Origin of the sequence: Pseudomonas sp. R38(2017) (genome assembly GCF_002112395.1) — a bacterium.
Lineage (GTDB): Bacteria > Pseudomonadota > Gammaproteobacteria > Pseudomonadales > Pseudomonadaceae > Aquipseudomonas.
Map to the genome: position 1 here is coordinate 531,995 of NZ_NEHN01000002.1, position 19,330 is coordinate 551,324.

Below are 19,330 nucleotides of genomic sequence, written 5' to 3' on the forward strand. Positions count from 1 at the left end.
CAGGCGCTATCAGTAGGCCTTGCCAGTCTTGTAGAAGTTTTCGAAGCAGAAGTTGGTTGCCTCGATGTAACCCTCGGCACCGCCGCAGTCGAAACGCTTGCCCTTGAACTTGTAGGCCATCACGCAGCCGTTCTGGGCCTGCTTCATCAGGGCGTCGGTAATCTGGATTTCGCCACCCTTGCCTGGCTCGGTCTGTTCAATCAGGTCGAAGATATCCGGAGTCAGGATGTAACGGCCGATGATCGCCAGGTTGGACGGCGCGTCTTCCGGCTTTGGCTTCTCGACCATGCTGTGTACGCGGTAGATGTCGTCGCGGATCATCTCGCCAGCAATGACGCCATACTTGCTGGTTTCTGCCGGATCGACTTCCTGAATGGCAATGATCGAGCAGCGGAACTGCTTGTACAGCTTGACCATCTGGGTCAGTACGCCGTCGCCTTCGAGGTTGACGCACAGGTCGTCCGCCAGCACCACGGCAAACGGTTCATCGCCGATCAGCGGACGACCGGTCAGGATCGCATGACCCAGGCCTTTCATTTCAGTCTGACGGGTGTAGGAGAACGAGCACTCGTCCAACAGCTTGCGGATACCGACCAGGTATTTCTCTTTGTCGGTGCCCTTGATCTGGTTTTCCAGCTCATAGCTGATGTCGAAGTGGTCTTCCAGGGCACGCTTGCCACGGCCGGTCACGATGGAGATCTCAGTCAGACCAGCATCCAGAGCTTCTTCGACGCCGTACTGGATCAGTGGCTTGTTTACCACCGGCAGCATTTCTTTGGGCATGGCTTTAGTCGCTGGAAGGAAGCGAGTACCGTAACCGGCTGCTGGGAACAAGCATTTCTTGATCATATAAGTCCTTGAAAGGGCTGTGTGTACGAGTTTCGGCGCAGTCTAATCAGGCGGCGTGCACCTTACAATGCCCCGCACTGGCTAACCGATGTCAACATAGAGAAATATTCTGGCGGATAGTTCAATCCGTACGCAGAAGCTGCGCATTCAGCTTAGCCCAATGATTAAGAAACACCGCATCGACCCGCGCCCGTTCGCCGGTTTCCCGTTATCATGACGCCTTTGAACCAGCCAACGAGGCCGCTAGATGTCCGCAGCAAAAATCATCAACGGGTACACCGTCGCCAAGGCGAAAGATGGCCAGTGGCATATCACCGCTACCAACGGCGAAGATGTGTCCGGTCCATTGCCCACTGAAGCGATGGCGATTGAGGTAGCCGCGGTGCTTGATTACACGCCTCCTGCACCGAAGCGTCGCGGCAAGGATCAGGACTGATCAACCGCAACGTATCCAGGGCCCTGCCATTGCGCAGGGCCTTTTTCAAACACGTGAAGATATGGCTAATCGCTATAACCTTTTCATGCCGGCGCTGTCAGAGCGTCTAGCCCTCTCCTTCTGAAGACGACATCGCCATGAACACCCATATATTGCACAGCATGCTGCCACTGATTGCGCTACTGGCCCTGGGCGGTTGCGCCACCTCTCAGCCCACTTACCTGGACAACGGCGAACAAGGGTTGAGCATCGACTGCTCTGGCGAGGCCAATTCCTGGGCCACCTGCTACGAGAAGGCAGACGCCTCCTGCGCTGGCACCGGCTATCGCATCGTCGGAACTGATGGCACACCAGCGCCCAAGGAAAGCGAAAAAACGCTGGGTATCGATGTCGGCAACTACAAGAACCGTAGTGTCGTGGTGGTCTGCAAGTAAGCTTTACATGTGAATTTCGGCGAACTTGATCCCCAGCCCACGAACGACCTCGATCAGGTCATCTAGGCGGGCAAACGATTCAACTTCGTCGTTTTCATCCACCAGAAAGTAACTGCGCCCGGCGCTCTTCTTGAAAAACACGATCCATTCCCCCGAATTCGCCGGGTTCTGAATCACATGGGTGGCCGCGATCAGCCCCTCTTTATGGCGCTCGCGCACCTGTTCTCGCTTCATGCACATCTCCAGAAATGACAATGCCGCCCAAGCGTGACCTGGACGGCATCTATACCGATGACTGATAGTTTATCAGCCGGAAATGCACACCGTGGCGGCATTGCGCACATCCCTTGGACGTATCGGCACGTTGGACATGCGCTCGTGCAATTTGATGCTGCTGCCGCCGGAGCGGTCCTCAATGTCAAACACTGCCGCTGGGCCGGACGACAACTTCCCAGGCACGATCACCCGAACCCCGTCCTTGTGCGGTTCCATTTGCAGGGCCCCGCGGCTTTGGGCCAGTTTGTCGGCCAGACACTGTGCGTACTCGTGGGGTTTCTTGCCGGAAATGACGTTCATGGTCGGCAACGTTTCATTGATTTCCGAAACGCTTGCACAACCACCCATCGCCAATGCCAACGGCACAAAGACCACACCCCACTTCATACAGAATCTCCTATAAAGACCCTCGGACAGCATGAATGCCGTTTTTCTCCGAGGCTCATTGCATTTAACGCACATGAAATCGCGAATAACTGTTTTTAATTGTCAAAGCAGCGCCCGACGGCCGGATAATAACCTGTCCGGGCTGATAAACTGCGCCAATCGATCCTGCTATCGTTTTGATTTTGTAGAAAAAGCCCTTCTGGAGGCGCCCATGAAATTTATTCACCAGCGCGAGCACCTCAACGAAGACGACATTGTCGTCATCCAGTGCTCACAAACCTGCAACATCCGTCTGATGAACGACGCCAACTTCCGCAGCTTCAAGAACGGCGGCCGTCACACCTATCACGGCGGCGCATTCGACACCTTCCCGGCCCGCATTACCGCGCCGAGCACCGGGTTCTGGAACATCACCATCGACACCGTCAACCGTCGTGCAATCAGCGTGACCCGCAAGCCGACCCTGACGCACTCGATCAAGATCATTCGCCGCTCCAGCTCGAAACTCAGCTGATCGGCTCCCTCAACGCAATCAGGTAAGCATGACCGTGGCCCAAACGACCAAATACGTCATCAAGTACAAACTGAACGGCGAACGCCGCTTCGAATTCGCCCAGCTGGAAAACGGCACGCCGGAAGAGGCCAAGGCTGTGCTGGATGCCCTGCACGGCCAGAGCGAAGACGTGATCAGCGACATCAGCGTCAGCAAGGCGTTGTAAGACGCGGGTGACCATTCGACCGCAAGCGCCGGAGTGTTCCGGCCTGGCGGGCTGCCTAGACTGATCACCTCGACGCAAGCCAAGGAATCAGTATGCCGATGTCACCCGACTCCCCCCTCGACACGCTCGACTGGGTCGCACTGGAACAACAGCTGGATCAGGATGGTTGCGCCATCATCCGTTCGCTGTTGCGACCACAAACCTGTGATCGTCTGAGTGCGCTGTACCCGCAAAGCGAACCGTTCCGCTCACAGGTGATCATGGCCCGCCACGGTTTCGGTCGCGGCGAATACAAGTATCTGCGCTACCCGCTTCCTCCATTGGTTGAACGCCTGCGCAGCGCGCTTTATCCACGCCTTGTTCACCTGGCCAACCGCTGGCATGAACGAATGGGCTTGCCACAACGTTTTCCAGCCCTGCACAGCGAGTTTCTTGCGCGCTGTCATGCCGCCGGTCAACTGCGGCCTACCCCGCTCTTGCTGCAATACGGCCCACAGGATTACAACTGTCTGCATCAGGACCTGTACGGCGAATACGTCTTCCCGCTGCAGGTAGCGATTCTTCTGTCAGAACCTGGCGAGGACTTCAGCGGCGGTGAGTTCGTCCTGACCGAACAACGCCCGAGAATGCAGTCTCGCCCACTGGTGATGGACCTGAAGAAAGGCGACGCGCTGATCTTTGCCGTCAACCAACGTCCGGTAAAAGGCGTACGCGGCGACTATCGGGTCACCATGCGCCACGGCGTCAGCCGCCTGCACAGCGGAAAACGGCATACTCTGGGCATCATTTTTCACGACGCTACCTGACATCATGCGCACCAACTTCGATCTGTTCGCCGACACCGAATCCGAGCAGCCCCGACGCGCTGAACAGATCGGCGAACAATCCTGGGTGCTGCGCGGCTTTGCCCTGCCCCGAATCGAGCAATTGCTGCCGGCTCTGAAATCGATCATCGAACGTGCCCCGTTACGACACATGATGACGCCCGGCGGGTTCAGCATGTCAGTGGCCACCAGCAGTTGCGGAGCACTTGGCTGGATCACCGACCGCAGCGGTTACCGTTATTCGGCCGAGACCCGCTCAGCCATCTGCCCTGGCCGGAAATGCCCGAAGTGTTTCGCGATTTGGCACAAGCGGCAGCGAAGGAAGTCGGCTTTTTCGACTTCGTACCGGACTCCTGCCTGATCAACCGTTATGTCCCCGGCGCGAAAATGTCTTTGCATCAAGACAAGGACGAACATTCCTACACCGCACCTATCGTGTCCCTGTCATTGGGATTGCCCGCCATGTTCCTGTTCGGAGGTTTCGCCCGCAACGACAAGAGTCAGCGCATTTCGCTGCTGCACGGCGACATGGTGATCTGGGGCGGCGTTGATCGGCTGCGCTACCACGGCGTCCTGCCGATCAAATACGGCCGGCATCCCCAACTGGGCGAACAGCGTTTCAATCTGACGTTTCGCACCGCCGGATGACCGTGCAAAGTTTGACCGCAAGGGCCGGAGTGTTAGGGTTGGCGGCACTGGTTAACCTGAAATTCAACAGGTCAACGGACTCTCCATCATGAAAACGCTTTCGCCCCCGCTGAACATTGAAGACGATCCACGCTGGTCCGCCGTTGTCGCCCGCGATCCACGGGCGGACGGTCAATTTGTCTACGCCGTGAAAACCACTGGCATCTATTGCCGTCCGAGCAGCCTGGCGCGCCTGCCTAAACCACAGAATGTCGAGTTCTTCGACACAGCCGAAGAGGCCGAGGCAGCGGGTTATCGCCCCAGCAAACGGGCGAGCAAGGATCAGAGCGACGTGGCCGCGCAACATGCCGCGACCGTAGCCGCTGCGTGCCGGCAGATCGAAACCGCCGAAACCCTGCCAGCGCTCAACGAGCTGGCGGACGCTGCAGGCTTGAGTCCCTTCCATTTCCATCGGGTATTCAAAGCCGCCACCGGCCTGACGCCCAAAGGGTACGCCGCCGCTCACCGCTCGCGCAGAGTGCGCCAACGGTTGGCGGATGGCGACTCGGTGACCGATGCGCTGTACGACGCCGGCTTCAACTCCAACAGCCGCTTCTATGAAGCTGCGGATCAGTTGCTGGGCATGAAACCTGGCGACTTCCGGGCTGCTGGGCAAAACAGCAATATTCGCTTTGCGGTTGGGCAATGTTCGCTCGGCGCCATTCTGGTGGCACAGAGTGACCGGGGGATCTGCGCGATTCTGTTGGGGGACGATCCCCATCAACTGGTCTGCGACCTGCAGGATCAGTTTCGCCGCGCCAACCTGATTGGTGCCGACGCCGGGTTCGAGCAACTGATTGCCCATGTCGTCGGCTTCATTGAAACGCCGGCAATCGGTCTTGATCTGCCACTGGATGTGCGGGGCACAGCGTTTCAGGAGCGGGTCTGGCAGGCGCTGCGCGAAATACCGGTTGGCAGCACCGCCAGTTACGCCGACATCGCCCAGCGCATCGGCTCGCCAAAAGCTGTACGTGCGGTGGCCCAGGCTTGCGGCGCCAACAGCCTCGCAGTGGCGATCCCTTGCCACCGCGTGGTCCGCAGCGACGGCAACCTTTCCGGCTATCGCTGGGGCGTGGAGCGCAAGCGTGAGCTGTTGTCCCGGGAAACGCAGCCTTAGCGGATGCCGATGTAAATCGCCACTGATTCGGGGCCAAGGTAGGCCTCGAAGTCAGTGGCGTAACGCCGCTGAATCTGCGGATTGGCTTCGAAGTGTTTCCAGATCCGGCCCCAAGTGGCAATGACCGCATCGGGCAATGCGCCCTGTCCCTGGAACACCAGATACTCGCCGCTTTCGATCCGAAGGGTTTCGAATTCAGTCTGCGGATTGGCAACCGCAACACCCGCCGTCACATCGAACGCACCCGAAGCATCCGATTCATAAGCCGAGTACACCCCGTAAATCGGTGACTCGCTCAGCTTGCCAGGAATGGCATCCGCCAGGTTCTTGCTGAAAAACTGCCTCCACATCGGGCCGATTTTCGCGGTCTCGGCCTTGTGTTCTGCGGCGTTGGTGGTTCGAACACGCAAGCCTGAAACCGTGAACGACTCAACGCGCTGTTGTTGTAGATCCATCGAAGTGCCACTCCCTTTTTTTGAAGTGCGACCCGGCAGGTCCGCGATGGCGCTTAATGTGTCAGCGATTGACGTCCACGACAACCCGTCCGCGCAACTGTCCGGCGAGCAATTTCGGAGCAGCTTCGATCGCCTCGCTGAGGCCGATTTCGTGACTGATCAGGGGCAACAGGGCGAAATCCAGATCCTTGGCCAGACGCTCCCAGGCCTCGATTCGACGCGCCTTGGGCTGAGTTACGCTGTTGATTCCAGCCAGCGTCACACCACGCAAGATGAACGGGGCCACCGACGCCGGGAAATCCATGCCCTGAGCCAGACCACACGCCGCGACGGTGCCTTCAGCGCGGGTGCTGGCACAGGCGTTGGCCAATGTGTGGCTGCCGACCGAATCAATGACCGCCGCCCAACGTTCCTTCGCCAGTGGCTTGCCGGGTTCGGACAAGGTCGCGCGATCCATGATTTCGCTGGCGCCCAACTGCTGCAGATACTCATGCTCCGACACCCGCCCGGTGGACGCCACCACGCGATAGCCCAGCTTGTGCAACAAGGCGATTGCAAAGCTGCCAACCCCGCCATTGGCGCCGGTAACCAGCACTTCGCCCTGTTCTGGCGTCACGCCATTTCGCTCGAGCGCCATGATGCACAGCATCGCCGTGTAGCCCGCCGTGCCGATGGCCATGGCTTGTGCGGCGGAAAACGCCTTGGGTAGCGGAATCAGCCAGTCGCCGTTGAGTCGGGCCTTTTGAGCCAGGCCGCCCCAGTGGTTTTCACCCACGCCCCAGCCGTTGAGCAACACCTGGTCGCCAGCCTTATAGTCGGGATGCGAACTGACCTCGACCGTACCGGCCAGATCGATCCCCGGCACCATCGGAAACTTGCGCACCACCGGGCTGCTGCCGGTAATCGCCAGCCCGTCCTTGAAGTTCAGCGTGCTGTACGCGACGCGAACAGACACATCGCCGTCGGGCAACTGCTGCTCGTCGATTTTCTGCAGGCTGGCGCGATAACCGCTGTCGTCTTTGTCGATCAGAATGCCGTTGAACATGATTGCCTCTCAGGAAATGAATTCAGGGTCTCGTGGCATTCAAATACCACATCGCAACATTTTGCCCCACTCGACTTTCCGCCAATCGCTGAAACCGGCGGGTGATTCCAGATCGGACGACTATGCTTTTCGACTGCTTCCAGTTATCCCCGAGAAGCCTTTGTCGATGGAGCTGACAATGTCCCGCGCCCGCCCTTTTTTTGCATGGCTGATGCTCTGTCTGTTGGCATTCAATACCGCTTGGGCGGCGCCTGCCGCCAAGACAGCAGAAGCGGCTGCCGTTGAGCCGACATGGCCGCAAGTCATCACCAGCGGCAAGTCAAAACTCACCGTGTATCAGCCGCAGCTCGACAACTGGGACGGCTACACCTTGCAGGCTCGCGCCGCCGTCGAGGCCACCGGCGCCGACGACAAGTCGACTTACGGCATCGTCCAGTTCAGCGCTCACACACTGGTCGACAAAGCCACCCGCTGGGTTATGCTCGACCAGTACAAAATCATCAAGGCGGATTTCCCTGCCGATGCAAGCCAGGCAGAGACGTGGATCACGACACTGCAAAACGATGCGGCCAAGCGCAAGAAAACCATTTCACTCGATCAACTGGAGGCCGCCGTCGGTGTACTGGCCGCCGAGCAGAAAGTCGACACGGCGCCACTGGAAAACGCGCCGCCGACCATCCTCAGCTCGGATGTGCCGGCCATGCTGGTCTATATCGACGGTGATGCCGTGTTTCGTCCGGTCAACGGCACCGAATTGCAACGGGTGATCAACACTCGCCCTCTGCTGCTCAAGGACGCCCAAGGCAAACATTATCTGCATGTGTTCGATGGCTGGATGGTTGCCGATCAATTGACGGGGCCCTACACCCTACTCTCATCACCTGCGACGAATCTGGAAAAAGCCAAGAAAGCGGCGATCGAGAGCCGGCAGGTAGATCTGCTCACCGGGCAAAGCGACCCGAAGGACAAAGTACCGAGCCTGGCCAAACCGCCGCAGCCGAAGATCTTCGTGGCCACGACCCCGACCGAGCTGATCGTCACTGACGGTGCGCCGCAGTGGCTGCCGATCCAGGGCACGCAACTGCTGTACGTCAGCAACACGACCGGGCACATCTTCAAGGAAATCGGCGATCAAAACAGTTATGTGCTGATATCCGGCCGCTGGTTCCGCGCCGGTGACATGAACGGCCCGTGGACATTTACCCCGGCGGACAAGCTGCCGGCAGACTTCGCCAACATTCCCGACGACAGTCCGAAGGAAAACGTCAAAGCCTCGGTCGCCGGGACGCCCCAGGCCAAGGAGGCGGCCATTGCCGCCAGCATCCCGCAGACGTCGGCGATCAAGAAAAGCGCGGTAAAAATGACTGCACCACAATTCGACGGCGAGCCTCAACTCAAAGCCATCAGTGGGACCCCGCTTCAATATGTGATCAACAGCGCCACGCCGATCATCCGGATCGACAACAACAGTTGGTACGCCGTGGAGAATGGCATCTGGTTCGTTGCCACGGCAGTCGGTGGTCCCTGGACCGTGGCCAGTTCGGTGCCGGCGGTGATCTATTCGATACCACCGAACTCACCGATGCACTACCTCACTTACGTCAAAGTCTATGAGTCCAGTGGCGACACGGTCGTCGTCGGCTACACGCCGGGCTATCAGGGATCGACGCTGGATCCGGCGACCGGTGTTGTGGTTTACGGTACCGGCTATCCGTACACACCATGGATCGGCAGTGTCTGGTACGGGCCGCCGGTGACTTACGGCTTTGGCGTCGCCATCCGCTACACGCCGTGGACTGGCTGGACGTTCGGCTTCGGGTTCGGCTGGAGCTGGGGCGGCAGCACTGCCGCCATGGGCTGGGGCTGGGGCGCCTATCCATGGTGGGGTAATTACGGTTGGGGCTACGCGTGGGGACCACACTTGTATCCGGCGCCATTGGCCTGGGGCGGCGCAGCCTACGGTTATCACGGCGGCGCCGTCGCATGGGGCCCGGGCGGGTGGGCCGGCACGACCGGCAACATTTACCGGCAATGGGGTGATCGGGCGACCGTCAGCCGCTATGGCGCAGGTTACAACGCCTGGACCGGCAACCGCTGGGCCGGTCAGGTCGGCTCCTCCTACAACTCACGGACCGGGATTGCGACCGCAGGTCAGCGTGGCGCGGTACACAATGTCTACACCGGCAACTATGCGGCCGGTCGCAGCGGTGAAGTGGTGGGGCCCAACGGCGGTGCGATTGCCGGGGGGCGGGTAACAGCGGGCAATGCCCGTAATGGCACTCAGGTCACTGCCAATCGTGGCGCCGTCTACAACCCGAACACCGGCAACACCACGCAGTACGGAGGGATTCACGGGCGTAACAGCGGCGCCGCACGGGTTGGCGACAACGTGTATGCCGGCCACGACGGCAACGTCTACAAGAAGACCGATGACGGCTGGCAGTCGATGGTCAAGGGCGGAGAAGCCCGCGCACCGGCCAACAACAATGCTCAGTTACAGAACCTCAACCGCGATTCTGCGGCGCGCAATGTGGGTAACCAGCGACTGAACAACTTCCACAACTCTTCGCAGTTCATGAACCATTCATTCGGTGGAGGGGGCGGTGGTGGATTTCATCGACGCTGATCCGAATCCCGCTCGGCTACAAATCTCGGCTGGCCCTGCACCCGGTTTTGCTGGTAAAAAAACCGGCTTCAGCTTCTCTGCCCTGCTTTGTCCTTCGGAGTCTTTTCCATGAACCAATGGCCAGATACGCGCATTCTTGACCTGCTCGGCATCGAACTGCCGATTATCCAGGGCCCTATGGCCGGTGCCACCAACTCGTCAATGGTCATTGCGGTGTGCAACGCGGGCGGCTTGGGTTCGATGCCGGCGGCGATGCTGAGCATCGAGCAATTACGCGAAGAACTGAAGGCCATCCGTCAGGGCACTGACAAACCGTTCAACGTCAATTTCTTCTGCCACCAGCCACCGGCCGCCGATGAACAGCGGGCACGGGACTGGAAGAATCTGCTGGAACCCTACTACCGCGAACTGGGTGCTGACTTCGATGCACCGACGCCGGTATCCAACCGCGCACCTTTTGATGCAGCCGCTTGCGAAGTACTTGAAGATTTTCGTCCTGAGGTGGTGAGTTTCCACTTTGGCCTGCCGGAAAAATCCCTGCTGGACCGGGTCAAGGCCACCGGGGCGAAAATCCTGTCCTCGGCAACCAACGTCGACGAAGCCGTCTGGCTGGAACAGAACGGTTGCGACGCAATCATCGCCATGGGCTACGAGGCCGGAGGGCATCGGGGCATGTTCCTCAGCGATGACCTGAGCAGCCAGGTGGGAACCTTTGCGCTCGTTCCGCAAATCGTCGACGCGGTCAAAGTGCCCGTGATTGCTGCCGGTGCGATCGCCGATGCACGAGGCGTTGCAGCGGCATTCATGCTCGGTGCATCTGCTGCTCAGGTCGGCACGGCTTATCTGTTTACACCGGAGGCCAAAGTCAGCGCTTCTCATCACAAGGCGCTGCGCACCGCGAAGGACAGTGAAACCGCTATCACCAACCTGTTCACCGGGCGCCCGGCACGGGGGATTCTGAATCGAGTGATGCGTGAAGTGGGACCGATGTCGGACAAAGCGCCAGCGTTTCCGTTGGCTGGCGGAGCTCTGATGCCGTTGCGCGCCAAGGATGAGGCTGATTTCAGCAACCTCTGGGCTGGTCAGGCGTTTACGCTGGGCAAGGAGTTGAGCAGCGCTGAACTGACTCGGCAACTGGCCGAGGGTGCACTGGCGAAACTGACCCGGTAATACATGAGGCATGGGTGAAGGGTTTCATCCCCTCACCTGCCCGCCCGAAACCAGGACTTTCCGTTTAGCGGCATTTCGCTATATATTCAACTATATAGCGATTCACCCCTCGCATCGGCGCAGTCTACCCTTCCAACAATAACTGCCCACTGCACTTGCCAACAACGGAGCCGTTACATGACCATTCGTGCCTCACGTTTTGCCCCTACCTGCCTGGCCTCCCTGCTTGCGGTATTCGCCGTCGGTGCTGTTCAGGCGGATGAAGTGCAAGTTGCCGTCGCGGCCAACTTCACCGGACCGATCCAGGCAATCGCCGCCGATTTCGAAAAAGACACCGGGCACAAACTGGTTGCAGCCTACGGTGCCACCGGGCAGTTCTACACCCAGATCAAAAACGGCGCGCCATTTGAAGTGTTCCTCTCGGCCGACGACACCACCCCTGAAAAACTGGAAAAAGAAGGCGACGCAGTCAAAGGTTCGCGCTTCACCTACGCCATCGGCACCCTGGCGCTGTGGTCGGCCAAAGAAGGTTACGTCGACGCCAAAGGCGACGCTCTGAAGAAAAACGAGTACCAACACCTGTCCATCGCCAACCCGAAAACTGCACCTTATGGCCTGGCTGCCACCCAGGTGCTGGAAAAGCTGAAACTGACTGATGCAACCAAAGCCAAGATCGTCGAAGGCCAGAACATCACCCAGGCCTACCAGTTCGTTTCCACCGGCAACGCTGAGCTGGGCTTCGTTGCCCTCTCGCAGATCTACAAGGACGGCAAAGTCAGCAGCGGCTCGGCATGGATCGTTCCGGCGAGCATGCACGACCCGATCAAACAGGACGCTGTCATCCTGAACAAAGGCAAGGACAACGCGGCGGCCAAGGCGCTGGTTGATTACCTCAAAGGCCCGAAAGCCGCTGCGGTCATCAAGTCCTACGGTTATCAGCTGTAAATGTCGCTGACGAGTGCCGATTTCGCGGCGATCTGGCTGACCCTGAAACTGGCGTCCCTGACCACCGCGATCCTGCTGGTGATTGGTACTCCAATTGCCCTGTGGTTGTCGCGCAGCCAATCCTGGTTGCGCGGCCCCATCGGGGCGATTGTCGCCCTGCCCCTAGTGTTGCCGCCGACCGTTATCGGCTTTTATCTGTTGCTCGCTCTCGGCCCCAATGGCTTTCTGGGTCATTTCACCCAATGGCTTGGGCTCGGTACGCTTACGTTCAGTTTCACCGGGCTGGTGATCGGTTCGATGCTCTATTCCATGCCCTTTGTGGTGCAGCCGTTGCAAAACGCCTTCTCCGCCATCGGCACTCGCCCACTGGAAGTGGCCGCGACATTGCGCGCCAATCCCTGGGACACTTTTTTCAGCGTCATCCTGCCGCTCGCACGTCCCGGCTTCATTACGGCGGCGATCCTGGGTTTCGCCCATACCGTCGGTGAGTTCGGCGTTGTACTGATGATCGGCGGCAACATTCCCGACAAGACCCGGGTGGTCTCGGTACAAATCTACGACCACGTCGAAGCCATGGAATACTCACAAGCGCATTGGCTTGCCGGTGCGATGCTGGTGTTTTCGTTTTTGGTGTTGCTGGCGCTCTATTCCAGCCGCAAGTCGCGCGCAGGCTGGGGTTGATCGATGATTGAAGCACGCTTGAAACTCGCTTACCCCGGCTTCGGCCTGGATGTCGACCTGCACTTGCCCGGTCGCGGCGTGACCGCGTTGTTCGGGCAATCGGGTTCCGGCAAGACCACCTGCCTGCGTTGCATTGCCGGACTTGAACAGGCTTCGCACGCCTTTGTGCAAATCAACGACGAAATCTGGCAGGACAGCGAGAAAGGCGTCTTTGTCCCGCCACATAAACGTGCACTCGGCTATGTTTTTCAGGAAGCGAGCCTGTTTCCGCACCTCTCGGTGCTGGCCAACCTGCAATTCGGACTCAAGCGGATTGCCAGGAATCAGCGCCGGGTCGACATGGCGCAAGCCACTGAACTGTTGGGAATCGGCCATTTGCTCGAGCGTAATCCGCAGCATCTGTCCGGCGGAGAGCGACAGCGCGTCGGCATCGCCCGGGCGCTTTTGACCAGTCCGAAACTGTTGCTGATGGACGAGCCGCTCGCGGCCCTCGACAGTCAACGTAAAAGCGAAATCCTGCCTTACCTGCAACGGCTTCACGACGAACTCGATATCCCGGTTCTGTATGTCAGTCACGCCCAGGACGAAGTCGCGCGCCTGGCCGATCATCTGGTACTGCTCGACGACGGCAAAGCGCTGGCGAGTGGTCCGATTGGTGAAACCCTGGCGCGCCTCGATTTGCCACTGGCAATGGGCGATGACGCAGGTGTGGTGATTGAGGGCCAGGTCATTTCCTACGATCACCACTACCAATTGCTATGCCTGCAATTGCCCGGCACGAAGTTGAGCATTCGCGTGACTCACTCCCCCATGGAGATTGGTCAGACGCTGCGCTGCAAAGTGCAGGCTCGCGATATCAGCCTGACCCTGCAAAACACCGAGCAGAGCAGCATCCTCAATCGACTGCCGGTAACGGTGGTCAGCGAAATGCCCGCCGACAATGCCGCTCATGTGCTGATTCGCCTCGATGCGGGTGGTATGCCGCTGCTGGCAAGAATCACCCGGTATTCGCGGGACCAGTTGGGCGTGCATGCCGGTCAACAATTATGGGCGCAGATCAAGGCCGTCGCGGTGCTGGCTTAAATCGGTCGGCACGACTGCCATGGCATGCGGTCAATCGCTGTAACAGCCCGATTGCCGCCCAGGAACCCCGCCATGCCCGATACAGCGCTGACCGATGTGTTGCCTTCGAACCTGCATTACGTCGATGACACCCAGCCGGGACTCACCCGCAAAAAGCTGCGCGGCAAGTTCTGCTACTTCGACGCAACTGGCCAGCGCATCCGCGATCCTGACGAAATCAAACGCATCAATGCGTTGGCTGTGCCGCCGGCCTACACCGATGTGTGGATCTGCGCGGACTCTCGCGGCCATCTGCAAGCCACCGGCCGCGATGCTCGCGGGCGCAAACAATACCGCTATCACCCACGCTGGCGCGAAGTCCGCGATGCCGACAAATACTCGCGACTGCGCGAGTTCGGCATGGCGCTGCCGAACCTGCGCAAACAACTGGAAGTGCTGCTGGACGCACCGGGGTTCAGCCGCGACAAAGTCATGGCCACGGTGATTACTTTGCTTGATGCCACGCTGATCCGCGTCGGCAATACTCAATACGCACGAGACAATAAATCCTATGGGCTGACTACTCTGCGCAATCGGCATGTCGAGATCAATGGCAGCGCGATCCTGTTCCAGTTTCGCGGAAAGAGCGGTATCGAGCATCAAATCACCGTGAAAGACCGGCGCCTGGCGCGGATTATCAAGCGCTGCCTGGAAATCCCGGGGCAGAACCTGTTCCAGTACGTGGATGAACACGGTGAGCGGCACACCGTCAGTTCCTCCGACGTCAACTCTTACCTGCAAACCCTGACCGGCGCGGACTTCACCGCCAAGGACTACCGGACCTGGGCTGGCAGCGCCCTCGCCCTGTCGGTGCTGCGGGAGTTGCAATGGGAATCGGAAGCCGAAGCCAAGCGGCATGTGGTGGAGATGGTCAAAGGTGTAGCGCGACAACTGGGCAATACGCCGGCGGTGTGCCGCAAATGCTATATCCACCCGGCCGTGGTGGAGCATTTCATGCTGGGCGCGCTGGCGGATCTGCCAAAGCCGAGGATCCGCAAAGGTCTGCGCAAGGAGGAAGTGGCCCTGGCGTTATTCCTTGAGCGCATGTCTGACATGGCTTGAAGCCGTCGGAGGTCTCGACTAGGCTAACGAGCTTCCCCTCCCAAGGACGACCGCAGAAGTGAACAACTAAGCCTTCAAAAATGTAATCGCGACACGCCTTCAAAGGCGCTTGTCAGTGTTCCCGACATTTTTTGGAGGTGCCGATGACTCACGTCTCGCGTACGCCTGCCCTCGTATCCCTGAATCAGCTGGGTTTCCAGTTCGCCGATGGCGAGACGATTTTCGATGCACTCAATTTGAAGTTCAATCAAACGCCAACCGCCATCGTCGGACGCAATGGTGTCGGCAAAAGCGTATTGGCGCGTTTGATTGCCGGGCATTTGCAGCCAACTGAAGGAACTGTGACCCGCACGGTGGCGACAACTTATGTGGCGCAAAACCGTGTCTCGGTGCGAGGCCAGACAGTCGCAGAGACCACGGGCAGTGCAGCCATTCTTCAGGCACTGGATCGATTGAATCAAGGTAACGGATCGGCCGAAGATTTCGACCTCATTGGCGAACAATGGGATTTGCCTGATCGCTTGGCGCGATTTCTCGATGAGGCCGGGCTGAGCGGCGTTGAGCCCTCTGACTTGACCGAAAAACTGAGTGAAGGCCAGCAAGCCCGTATCGCGCTGATTGGCGCCTTTTTGAGCCAGGCACCGTTGCTGATCCTTGATGAGCCGACCAATCACCTGGACAAAGGTGGGAGGCGATGGCTGATGACCGCACTGGAACGATGGAACAGCGGGCTGATCGTTGTCAGCCATGACCGCCAATTGCTCGATGGCATGCAACGGATTATCGAACTCAATGGAGCTGTGGCAAATGACTTCGGAGGCAATTACTCGGCATTCCGTGAGCATCAGCGGATCCATCAAGCGGCGGCACAAGCACGCCTTGATCAAGCCCGAAGCGAACGCCAGCGCGAACGCGGGCGGTTGCGGCACGAACACGACGCGATACAACGCCACGCATCCAACTCCCGACGCAAAGCCGAGACCGCCAACATTGCCAGTTTCGAATATGTTGCGATCAAAGGCGCCGCCCGGGAAATCATGGGGCATGTCCGACAGAGTCATCAGGCACGCAAGGCCGAGCTCGATTCCCGGGTTCGGGAGGCCTTCGCCAAGGTGCAGCCAGAAGACAGCGTGCTGGTCAACTTGCCCGGAAGCACCGTGCCGAGCAACCGCCAGGTCTGCACGCTAATTGAAGCCAGGCTGCCGTGGCTGCCGCACGAAGCGGCGACGAGCCGCCTGAGCTTGACGATCCATGGGCCGATGCGAATCGCTATCAGCGGCCCCAACGGGTGCGGGAAATCAACCCTGCTGAAGGTGCTCGCCGGCCAACTGGCGCCTGTCGACGGGGTCGCCGCGACTCACGTGTCATTCGCGTTTCTTGATCAACAATTGGCTCAACTGGACGATCCGCGCTCGATCATCGAACAGTTGATGATGCAGGGGGTGACCCTGGACGAAGGCACGCTGCGCAGCAACCTCGCTCACCTGCAACTGGATGCTCGTCGCGCCACAGGATGTTGCGCTTCATTGAGCGGTGGCGAACGTCTGAAAGCCGCACTGGCGCTGGCATTTTGGAGAGCAGACCCCGCGCAGTTGCTGTTGCTGGACGAACCGACCAATCATCTGGACATACCCTCGGTGGAAGCTTTCGAGCGAGCCTTGCAGACATTTCCAGGGGCAATAGTTGCCGTTTCGCACGACCAGGACTTCCTCAAGGCGCTGCAACCGACTCACTCTCTGAACTGGCATCGTTCGGGGTGGATACTTCAACCGACGAACTGACCTGACTATTTTTTGCACGATTTGTCAGGGCTTCTATAGTTGATCTGATATGAATCAGCTGCGGTGCGCCATGGAAGACATATTCGTCGTGAAGTGTTGCAACAAGATCATCATTCACGGTCGCCGCGCAGGAGAAAGTCTCCACGAACCCGCCGAGGCCATCAGTTGGTATCGCATCAATGACACGCGAACCGGCGGTTTCATCGGAGATGGCTACGATCTGGAAGAGGATGCCCGGCGAGAATGCCAGCGACTGAATGCCGCCAGCTCGCGGGTGACGGCCAGCGAGTCTTCGGGCTGATAGCTGTCATTTACGGGTCTATACTCAAATCAGCTGAAGGAGCAGCGCCCCAACGGCAGAGAGCTCGCGCTTCGCGGGCTTTTTGCTGCCACAGAGCGGTTTGTTGAACGGAGGTGTTCCATGTCCGAAAGAGAGTCCATCACCACTCTCCTCACCTTGCTCGATGCCCGGGAGGCGCGCCTCGCGGCGGCCTGTAAAGAGATCGCCGACTGGGTCGATCATCAAGGCGGGCACCCGACCGCCCTGCGCATTCGCGATCGTTTGAACGACATCGAAAAAGATGCTCCGCTGATTCGCAGCACCCTGTCATCGCTCAAACCTGTAGACCGGCCGCTGCCACGCTTCAGGTGATCCGCTGACTTGTGCAAAGCTTGCATAAAAGAACGTCCTTGGCGGTGAGAGGTCAAACCCTTTGCACGTCACCAAGGAGGCGTCTCATGGTCATTCATCTCAAATTCGACGGACACCTGGGCTGTGGTCACTAGGGCAACAATCTCAGCTCCAGCCCCGAACTCAATCGCGTCAGATGCCGCAGCTGCCACAATACTGTAGTGGTCAACTAATCCCGGACACGACGTTAAGTTTTTTCTCGGCCTAGCTGGCGCCAGCCCACCGTTGAATTGATGAGGCCGCATCCAGTTGTACCGATGCATCAGGTAATGGCTGATGTCTCGGTGCGCTTCGTGAGCCGTCATGTAGCCCACCGTCGGTATCCATTCAGTTTTCAAACTGCGAAACACGCGCTCCATCGGCGCATTATCCCAATAGTTCCACGACGGCTCATGCTCTGGCGCATGCGGTAACGCCAGAGCCGTTGGCGAAACTGACGGCTGCCATATTGCGAGCCCTGATCCGAGTGAAACATTAGCCCTTGAGGCCTCCCTCGCTCATAAGCCATATCCAGCGCCTTGACCACCAGATCCGTATCTGGTTTGTTCGACAGCGCCCAGCCTACAATTCGGCGCGCGTAGAGATCCAGGACGACCGCCAGATAATGCCATTTCCCTTGAGCCCAGATGTAGGTGATATCGCCACACCAGACCTGATTGGGTGCTGGCACATCAAACTCTCGATTCAAGATGTTCGGAATATCAGGTCGCTCAACCGTCGCTTGTTTATAGGCATGCGATCCCGGTTGTTTGCTGACTAACGCCAGTTCCCGCATCAGACCACGCACCTTGAACCGCCCGATTTTCTCGCCGCCTTACCGCATTATCGACACGATGCTGCGGCTACCGGCGGCGCTTCGACTTTGCGTAAACAGTTCATTGACCCGACTGCGCAACCGAAGCCGTTCAACATCCGGAGTTCTGCGTCTGAGGCGGTGGGCGTAGTAGCACGAGCGCGTGACATCAAAGACTGCGCAAAACCAATCGACCGGCTCTCAGGCGCTCAACTGATCAATCAGCGTGTGCGCTCGTGCTCTTCCGACATCAAGAGCGCGGTAGCCTAATGAGATGATCACCCCCACACCCATTGAGGGACGCTTTGGACCTGTTCTACCTAACAGGCCAGAGGATCGCAGACACATTGAAAATGGATGAGCGAGATATAAAAGACAGAAAGCTCTCCGTTCAGCAAGGCAAGACTGGGGCTAAACGAAGGATCGAGATCATTGGTGAGCTCAAAGTCGTAATCGATCGAATCATGACACGAAAGGCTGGACACAAAATCAGATCAACACGTCTGGTAGTTACCGACTCTGGGCAGCCAATGACGACCAACATGCTCAGAAAGCCGTTTGATGACGCCAGGGAAGCAGCCGGAATTCCAAAAGCAGAATTTCAGATGCACGACCTAAGAGCAAAAGCGGCGACGGATAAGGAGGAGTCAACAGGGAGCATCCGAGAAGCTCGGGACCAGCCAGGGCATACAACCGTTGGGATGACAGAACAGTACATTCGAATGGGCAAGGGGATGAAGGTTACCCCTACGAATTGACTGACAGTCACGAATTGCGGAAAAATTTTTTTGATTGCGAAAAAAGAACTAAGGGCTTGCATGAGGTATGTCATGCAAGCCCTTGATATTTATGGTGCCCGAAGCCGGAATCGAACCGGCACGCCCTTACGAGCGGGGGATTTTAAGTCCCATGCGTCTACCAGTTTCGCCATTCGGGCGGTAGCGCGGTACTGCGTTGCCCTGATGCCGGTTCACAATCCTGACAGATTGGTGCCCGTACAGCAGAGGGGGAAATATATACATCACTCCCCTGTGAAGCAAGTTGGCAAAGGCGTTTTTAAAGACTAAATCTTTCAGCACAATGCAATAAAAAAAGCTCCGTAAATCATGGATCTACGGAGCTTATTTATAGTGGAGGCCGAGGTCGGAATCGAACCGGCGTAGGCGGATTTGCAATCCGCTGCATAACCATTTTGCTACTCGGCCTCAAAGCTTTTGTTGTCAGTAGCGC

21 protein-coding genes, 2 tRNA genes and 3 pseudogenes are annotated in these 19,330 nt (G+C 58.4%); 18 read left to right on the top strand and 8 right to left on the bottom strand.

Going from position 1 to position 19,330, the window contains the following annotated elements; genetic code table 11:
• Nucleotides 1-9: 9 nt before the first annotated feature.
• Nucleotides 10-849 carry a UTP--glucose-1-phosphate uridylyltransferase GalU gene (galU, locus tag CAF87_RS06040; RefSeq protein WP_085710029.1) on the bottom strand — a complete coding sequence of 280 codons (840 nt, stop codon included), beginning with the start codon at nt 847-849 and terminating at the stop codon, nt 10-12.
• A 247-nt stretch (nt 850-1,096) separates the two neighbouring features.
• Between galU and CAF87_RS06045 the strand changes: the two genes are divergently transcribed.
• Both CAF87_RS06045 and CAF87_RS06050 read left to right on the top strand, forming a co-directional pair.
• Entirely contained in the window at nt 1,097-1,285 is a 189-nt protein-coding gene (locus CAF87_RS06045; RefSeq protein WP_085730803.1) for a hypothetical protein, read from the top strand.
• Between the two features lie 137 nt (nt 1,286-1,422).
• Nucleotides 1,423-1,719 (top strand): hypothetical protein, encoded by a 297-nt coding sequence (locus CAF87_RS06050; RefSeq protein ID WP_085730802.1) that lies wholly within the window; start codon nt 1,423-1,425, stop codon nt 1,717-1,719.
• 3 nt (nt 1,720-1,722) lie between these two features.
• Here CAF87_RS06050 and CAF87_RS06055 read toward each other — a convergent pair whose 3' ends face one another.
• Together CAF87_RS06055 and CAF87_RS06060 are read right to left on the bottom strand one after the other, a co-directional pair.
• Complete coding sequence (locus CAF87_RS06055) at nt 1,723-1,953, bottom strand: hypothetical protein (RefSeq protein ID WP_085730801.1); 231 nt, start codon at nt 1,951-1,953, stop codon at nt 1,723-1,725.
• Between the two features lie 72 nt (nt 1,954-2,025).
• On the bottom strand, nt 2,026-2,382 hold the full coding sequence (locus tag CAF87_RS06060; RefSeq protein ID WP_085730800.1) for a hypothetical protein: 357 nt from the start codon (nt 2,380-2,382) through the stop codon (nt 2,026-2,028).
• 211 nt (nt 2,383-2,593) lie between these two features.
• Here CAF87_RS06060 and CAF87_RS06065 point away from each other — a divergent pair, with 211 nt between their 5' ends.
• The 6 genes and pseudogenes from CAF87_RS06065 (at nt 2,594) to ada (ending at nt 5,729) form a co-directional block, all read left to right on the top strand.
• The gene (locus CAF87_RS06065; protein WP_007958929.1) at nt 2,594-2,896 is read left to right on the top strand and encodes a DUF1883 domain-containing protein; all 303 of its coding nucleotides are present in this window, start codon (nt 2,594-2,596) and stop codon (nt 2,894-2,896) included.
• A gap of 28 nt (nt 2,897-2,924) precedes the next feature.
• Entirely contained in the window at nt 2,925-3,101 is a 177-nt protein-coding gene (locus tag CAF87_RS29225) for a hypothetical protein (RefSeq protein WP_170929563.1), read from the top strand.
• Nucleotides 3,102-3,193: 92 nt separating this feature from the next.
• Nucleotides 3,194-3,907, top strand: a complete 714-nt coding sequence (locus CAF87_RS06070) for a 2OG-Fe(II) oxygenase (RefSeq protein WP_085730799.1) — start codon at nt 3,194-3,196, stop codon at nt 3,905-3,907.
• A 4-nt stretch (nt 3,908-3,911) separates the two neighbouring features.
• A pseudogene (locus CAF87_RS29675) lies at nt 3,912-4,187 on the top strand (alpha-ketoglutarate-dependent dioxygenase AlkB); the annotation flags it as partial.
• The gene (locus CAF87_RS29230) at nt 4,121-4,573 is read left to right on the top strand and encodes an alpha-ketoglutarate-dependent dioxygenase AlkB (RefSeq protein WP_256575977.1); all 453 of its coding nucleotides are present in this window, start codon (nt 4,121-4,123) and stop codon (nt 4,571-4,573) included. The pseudogene CAF87_RS29675 and the gene CAF87_RS29230, both read left to right, overlap by 67 nt.
• Nucleotides 4,574-4,661: 88 nt before the next feature.
• Nucleotides 4,662-5,729: a bifunctional DNA-binding transcriptional regulator/O6-methylguanine-DNA methyltransferase Ada gene (gene ada / locus CAF87_RS06080; RefSeq protein WP_085730797.1), complete on the top strand. Its 1,068-nt coding sequence runs from the start codon at nt 4,662-4,664 to the stop codon at nt 5,727-5,729.
• Here the strand turns inward: ada and CAF87_RS06085 are convergent.
• Together CAF87_RS06085 and CAF87_RS06090 are read right to left on the bottom strand one after the other, a co-directional pair.
• On the bottom strand, nt 5,726-6,184 hold the full coding sequence (locus tag CAF87_RS06085; RefSeq protein WP_085730796.1) for a GyrI-like domain-containing protein: 459 nt from the start codon (nt 6,182-6,184) through the stop codon (nt 5,726-5,728). The genes ada and CAF87_RS06085 overlap by 4 nt on opposite strands.
• A gap of 61 nt (nt 6,185-6,245) precedes the next feature.
• The gene (locus CAF87_RS06090) at nt 6,246-7,229 is read right to left on the bottom strand and encodes an MDR family oxidoreductase (protein ID WP_085730795.1); all 984 of its coding nucleotides are present in this window, start codon (nt 7,227-7,229) and stop codon (nt 6,246-6,248) included.
• Nucleotides 7,230-7,407: 178 nt separating this feature from the next.
• Between CAF87_RS06090 and CAF87_RS06095 the strand changes: the two genes are divergently transcribed.
• The 9 genes from CAF87_RS06095 to CAF87_RS06135 all read left to right on the top strand — a co-directional run bounded on the left by CAF87_RS06095 (nt 7,408) and on the right by CAF87_RS06135 (nt 17,268).
• Nucleotides 7,408-9,855, top strand: coding sequence for an autotransporter (locus tag CAF87_RS06095; RefSeq protein ID WP_085730794.1), 2,448 nt, complete (start codon nt 7,408-7,410; stop codon nt 9,853-9,855).
• A gap of 108 nt (nt 9,856-9,963) precedes the next feature.
• Nucleotides 9,964-11,025: a nitronate monooxygenase family protein gene (locus tag CAF87_RS06100; protein WP_085730793.1), complete on the top strand. Its 1,062-nt coding sequence runs from the start codon at nt 9,964-9,966 to the stop codon at nt 11,023-11,025.
• Between the two features lie 177 nt (nt 11,026-11,202).
• A complete protein-coding gene (modA, locus tag CAF87_RS06105) occupies nt 11,203-11,970 on the top strand; it encodes a molybdate ABC transporter substrate-binding protein (protein WP_085730792.1) in 768 nt (255 codons plus the stop codon).
• Nucleotides 11,971-12,651: a molybdate ABC transporter permease subunit gene (gene modB / locus CAF87_RS06110; RefSeq protein WP_085730791.1), complete on the top strand. Its 681-nt coding sequence runs from the start codon at nt 11,971-11,973 to the stop codon at nt 12,649-12,651.
• Between the two features lie 3 nt (nt 12,652-12,654).
• Complete coding sequence (modC, locus tag CAF87_RS06115) at nt 12,655-13,734, top strand: molybdenum ABC transporter ATP-binding protein (RefSeq protein ID WP_085730790.1); 1,080 nt, start codon at nt 12,655-12,657, stop codon at nt 13,732-13,734.
• Nucleotides 13,735-13,806: 72 nt separating this feature from the next.
• Nucleotides 13,807-14,835: a DNA topoisomerase IB gene (locus CAF87_RS06120; RefSeq protein ID WP_085730789.1), complete on the top strand. Its 1,029-nt coding sequence runs from the start codon at nt 13,807-13,809 to the stop codon at nt 14,833-14,835.
• Nucleotides 14,836-14,978: 143 nt separating this feature from the next.
• Entirely contained in the window at nt 14,979-16,616 is a 1,638-nt protein-coding gene (locus CAF87_RS06125; protein WP_085730788.1) for an ABC-F family ATP-binding cassette domain-containing protein, read from the top strand.
• 70 nt (nt 16,617-16,686) lie between these two features.
• Complete coding sequence (locus CAF87_RS06130) at nt 16,687-16,917, top strand: hypothetical protein (RefSeq protein WP_085731257.1); 231 nt, start codon at nt 16,687-16,689, stop codon at nt 16,915-16,917.
• 120 nt (nt 16,918-17,037) lie between these two features.
• Nucleotides 17,038-17,268 carry a hypothetical protein gene (locus CAF87_RS06135; RefSeq protein ID WP_085730787.1) on the top strand — a complete coding sequence of 77 codons (231 nt, stop codon included), beginning with the start codon at nt 17,038-17,040 and terminating at the stop codon, nt 17,266-17,268.
• Nucleotides 17,269-17,472: 204 nt separating this feature from the next.
• Here the strand turns inward: CAF87_RS06135 and CAF87_RS06140 are convergent.
• A pseudogene (locus tag CAF87_RS06140) lies at nt 17,473-18,379 on the bottom strand (IS3 family transposase); the annotation flags it as partial.
• Nucleotides 18,380-18,390: 11 nt separating this feature from the next.
• Between CAF87_RS06140 and CAF87_RS06145 the strand changes: the two are divergent.
• Nucleotides 18,391-18,858 (top strand): annotated as a pseudogene (locus CAF87_RS06145) (tyrosine-type recombinase/integrase); the annotation flags it as partial.
• A 92-nt stretch (nt 18,859-18,950) separates the two neighbouring features.
• On the opposite strand, the gene CAF87_RS06150 reads toward CAF87_RS06145, so the two are convergent.
• A tRNA-Leu gene (locus CAF87_RS06150) sits at nt 18,951-19,037 on the bottom strand.
• Between the two features lie 194 nt (nt 19,038-19,231).
• Nucleotides 19,232-19,305, bottom strand: a tRNA-Cys gene (locus CAF87_RS06155).
• Between the last annotated feature and the right edge of the window lie 25 nt (nt 19,306-19,330).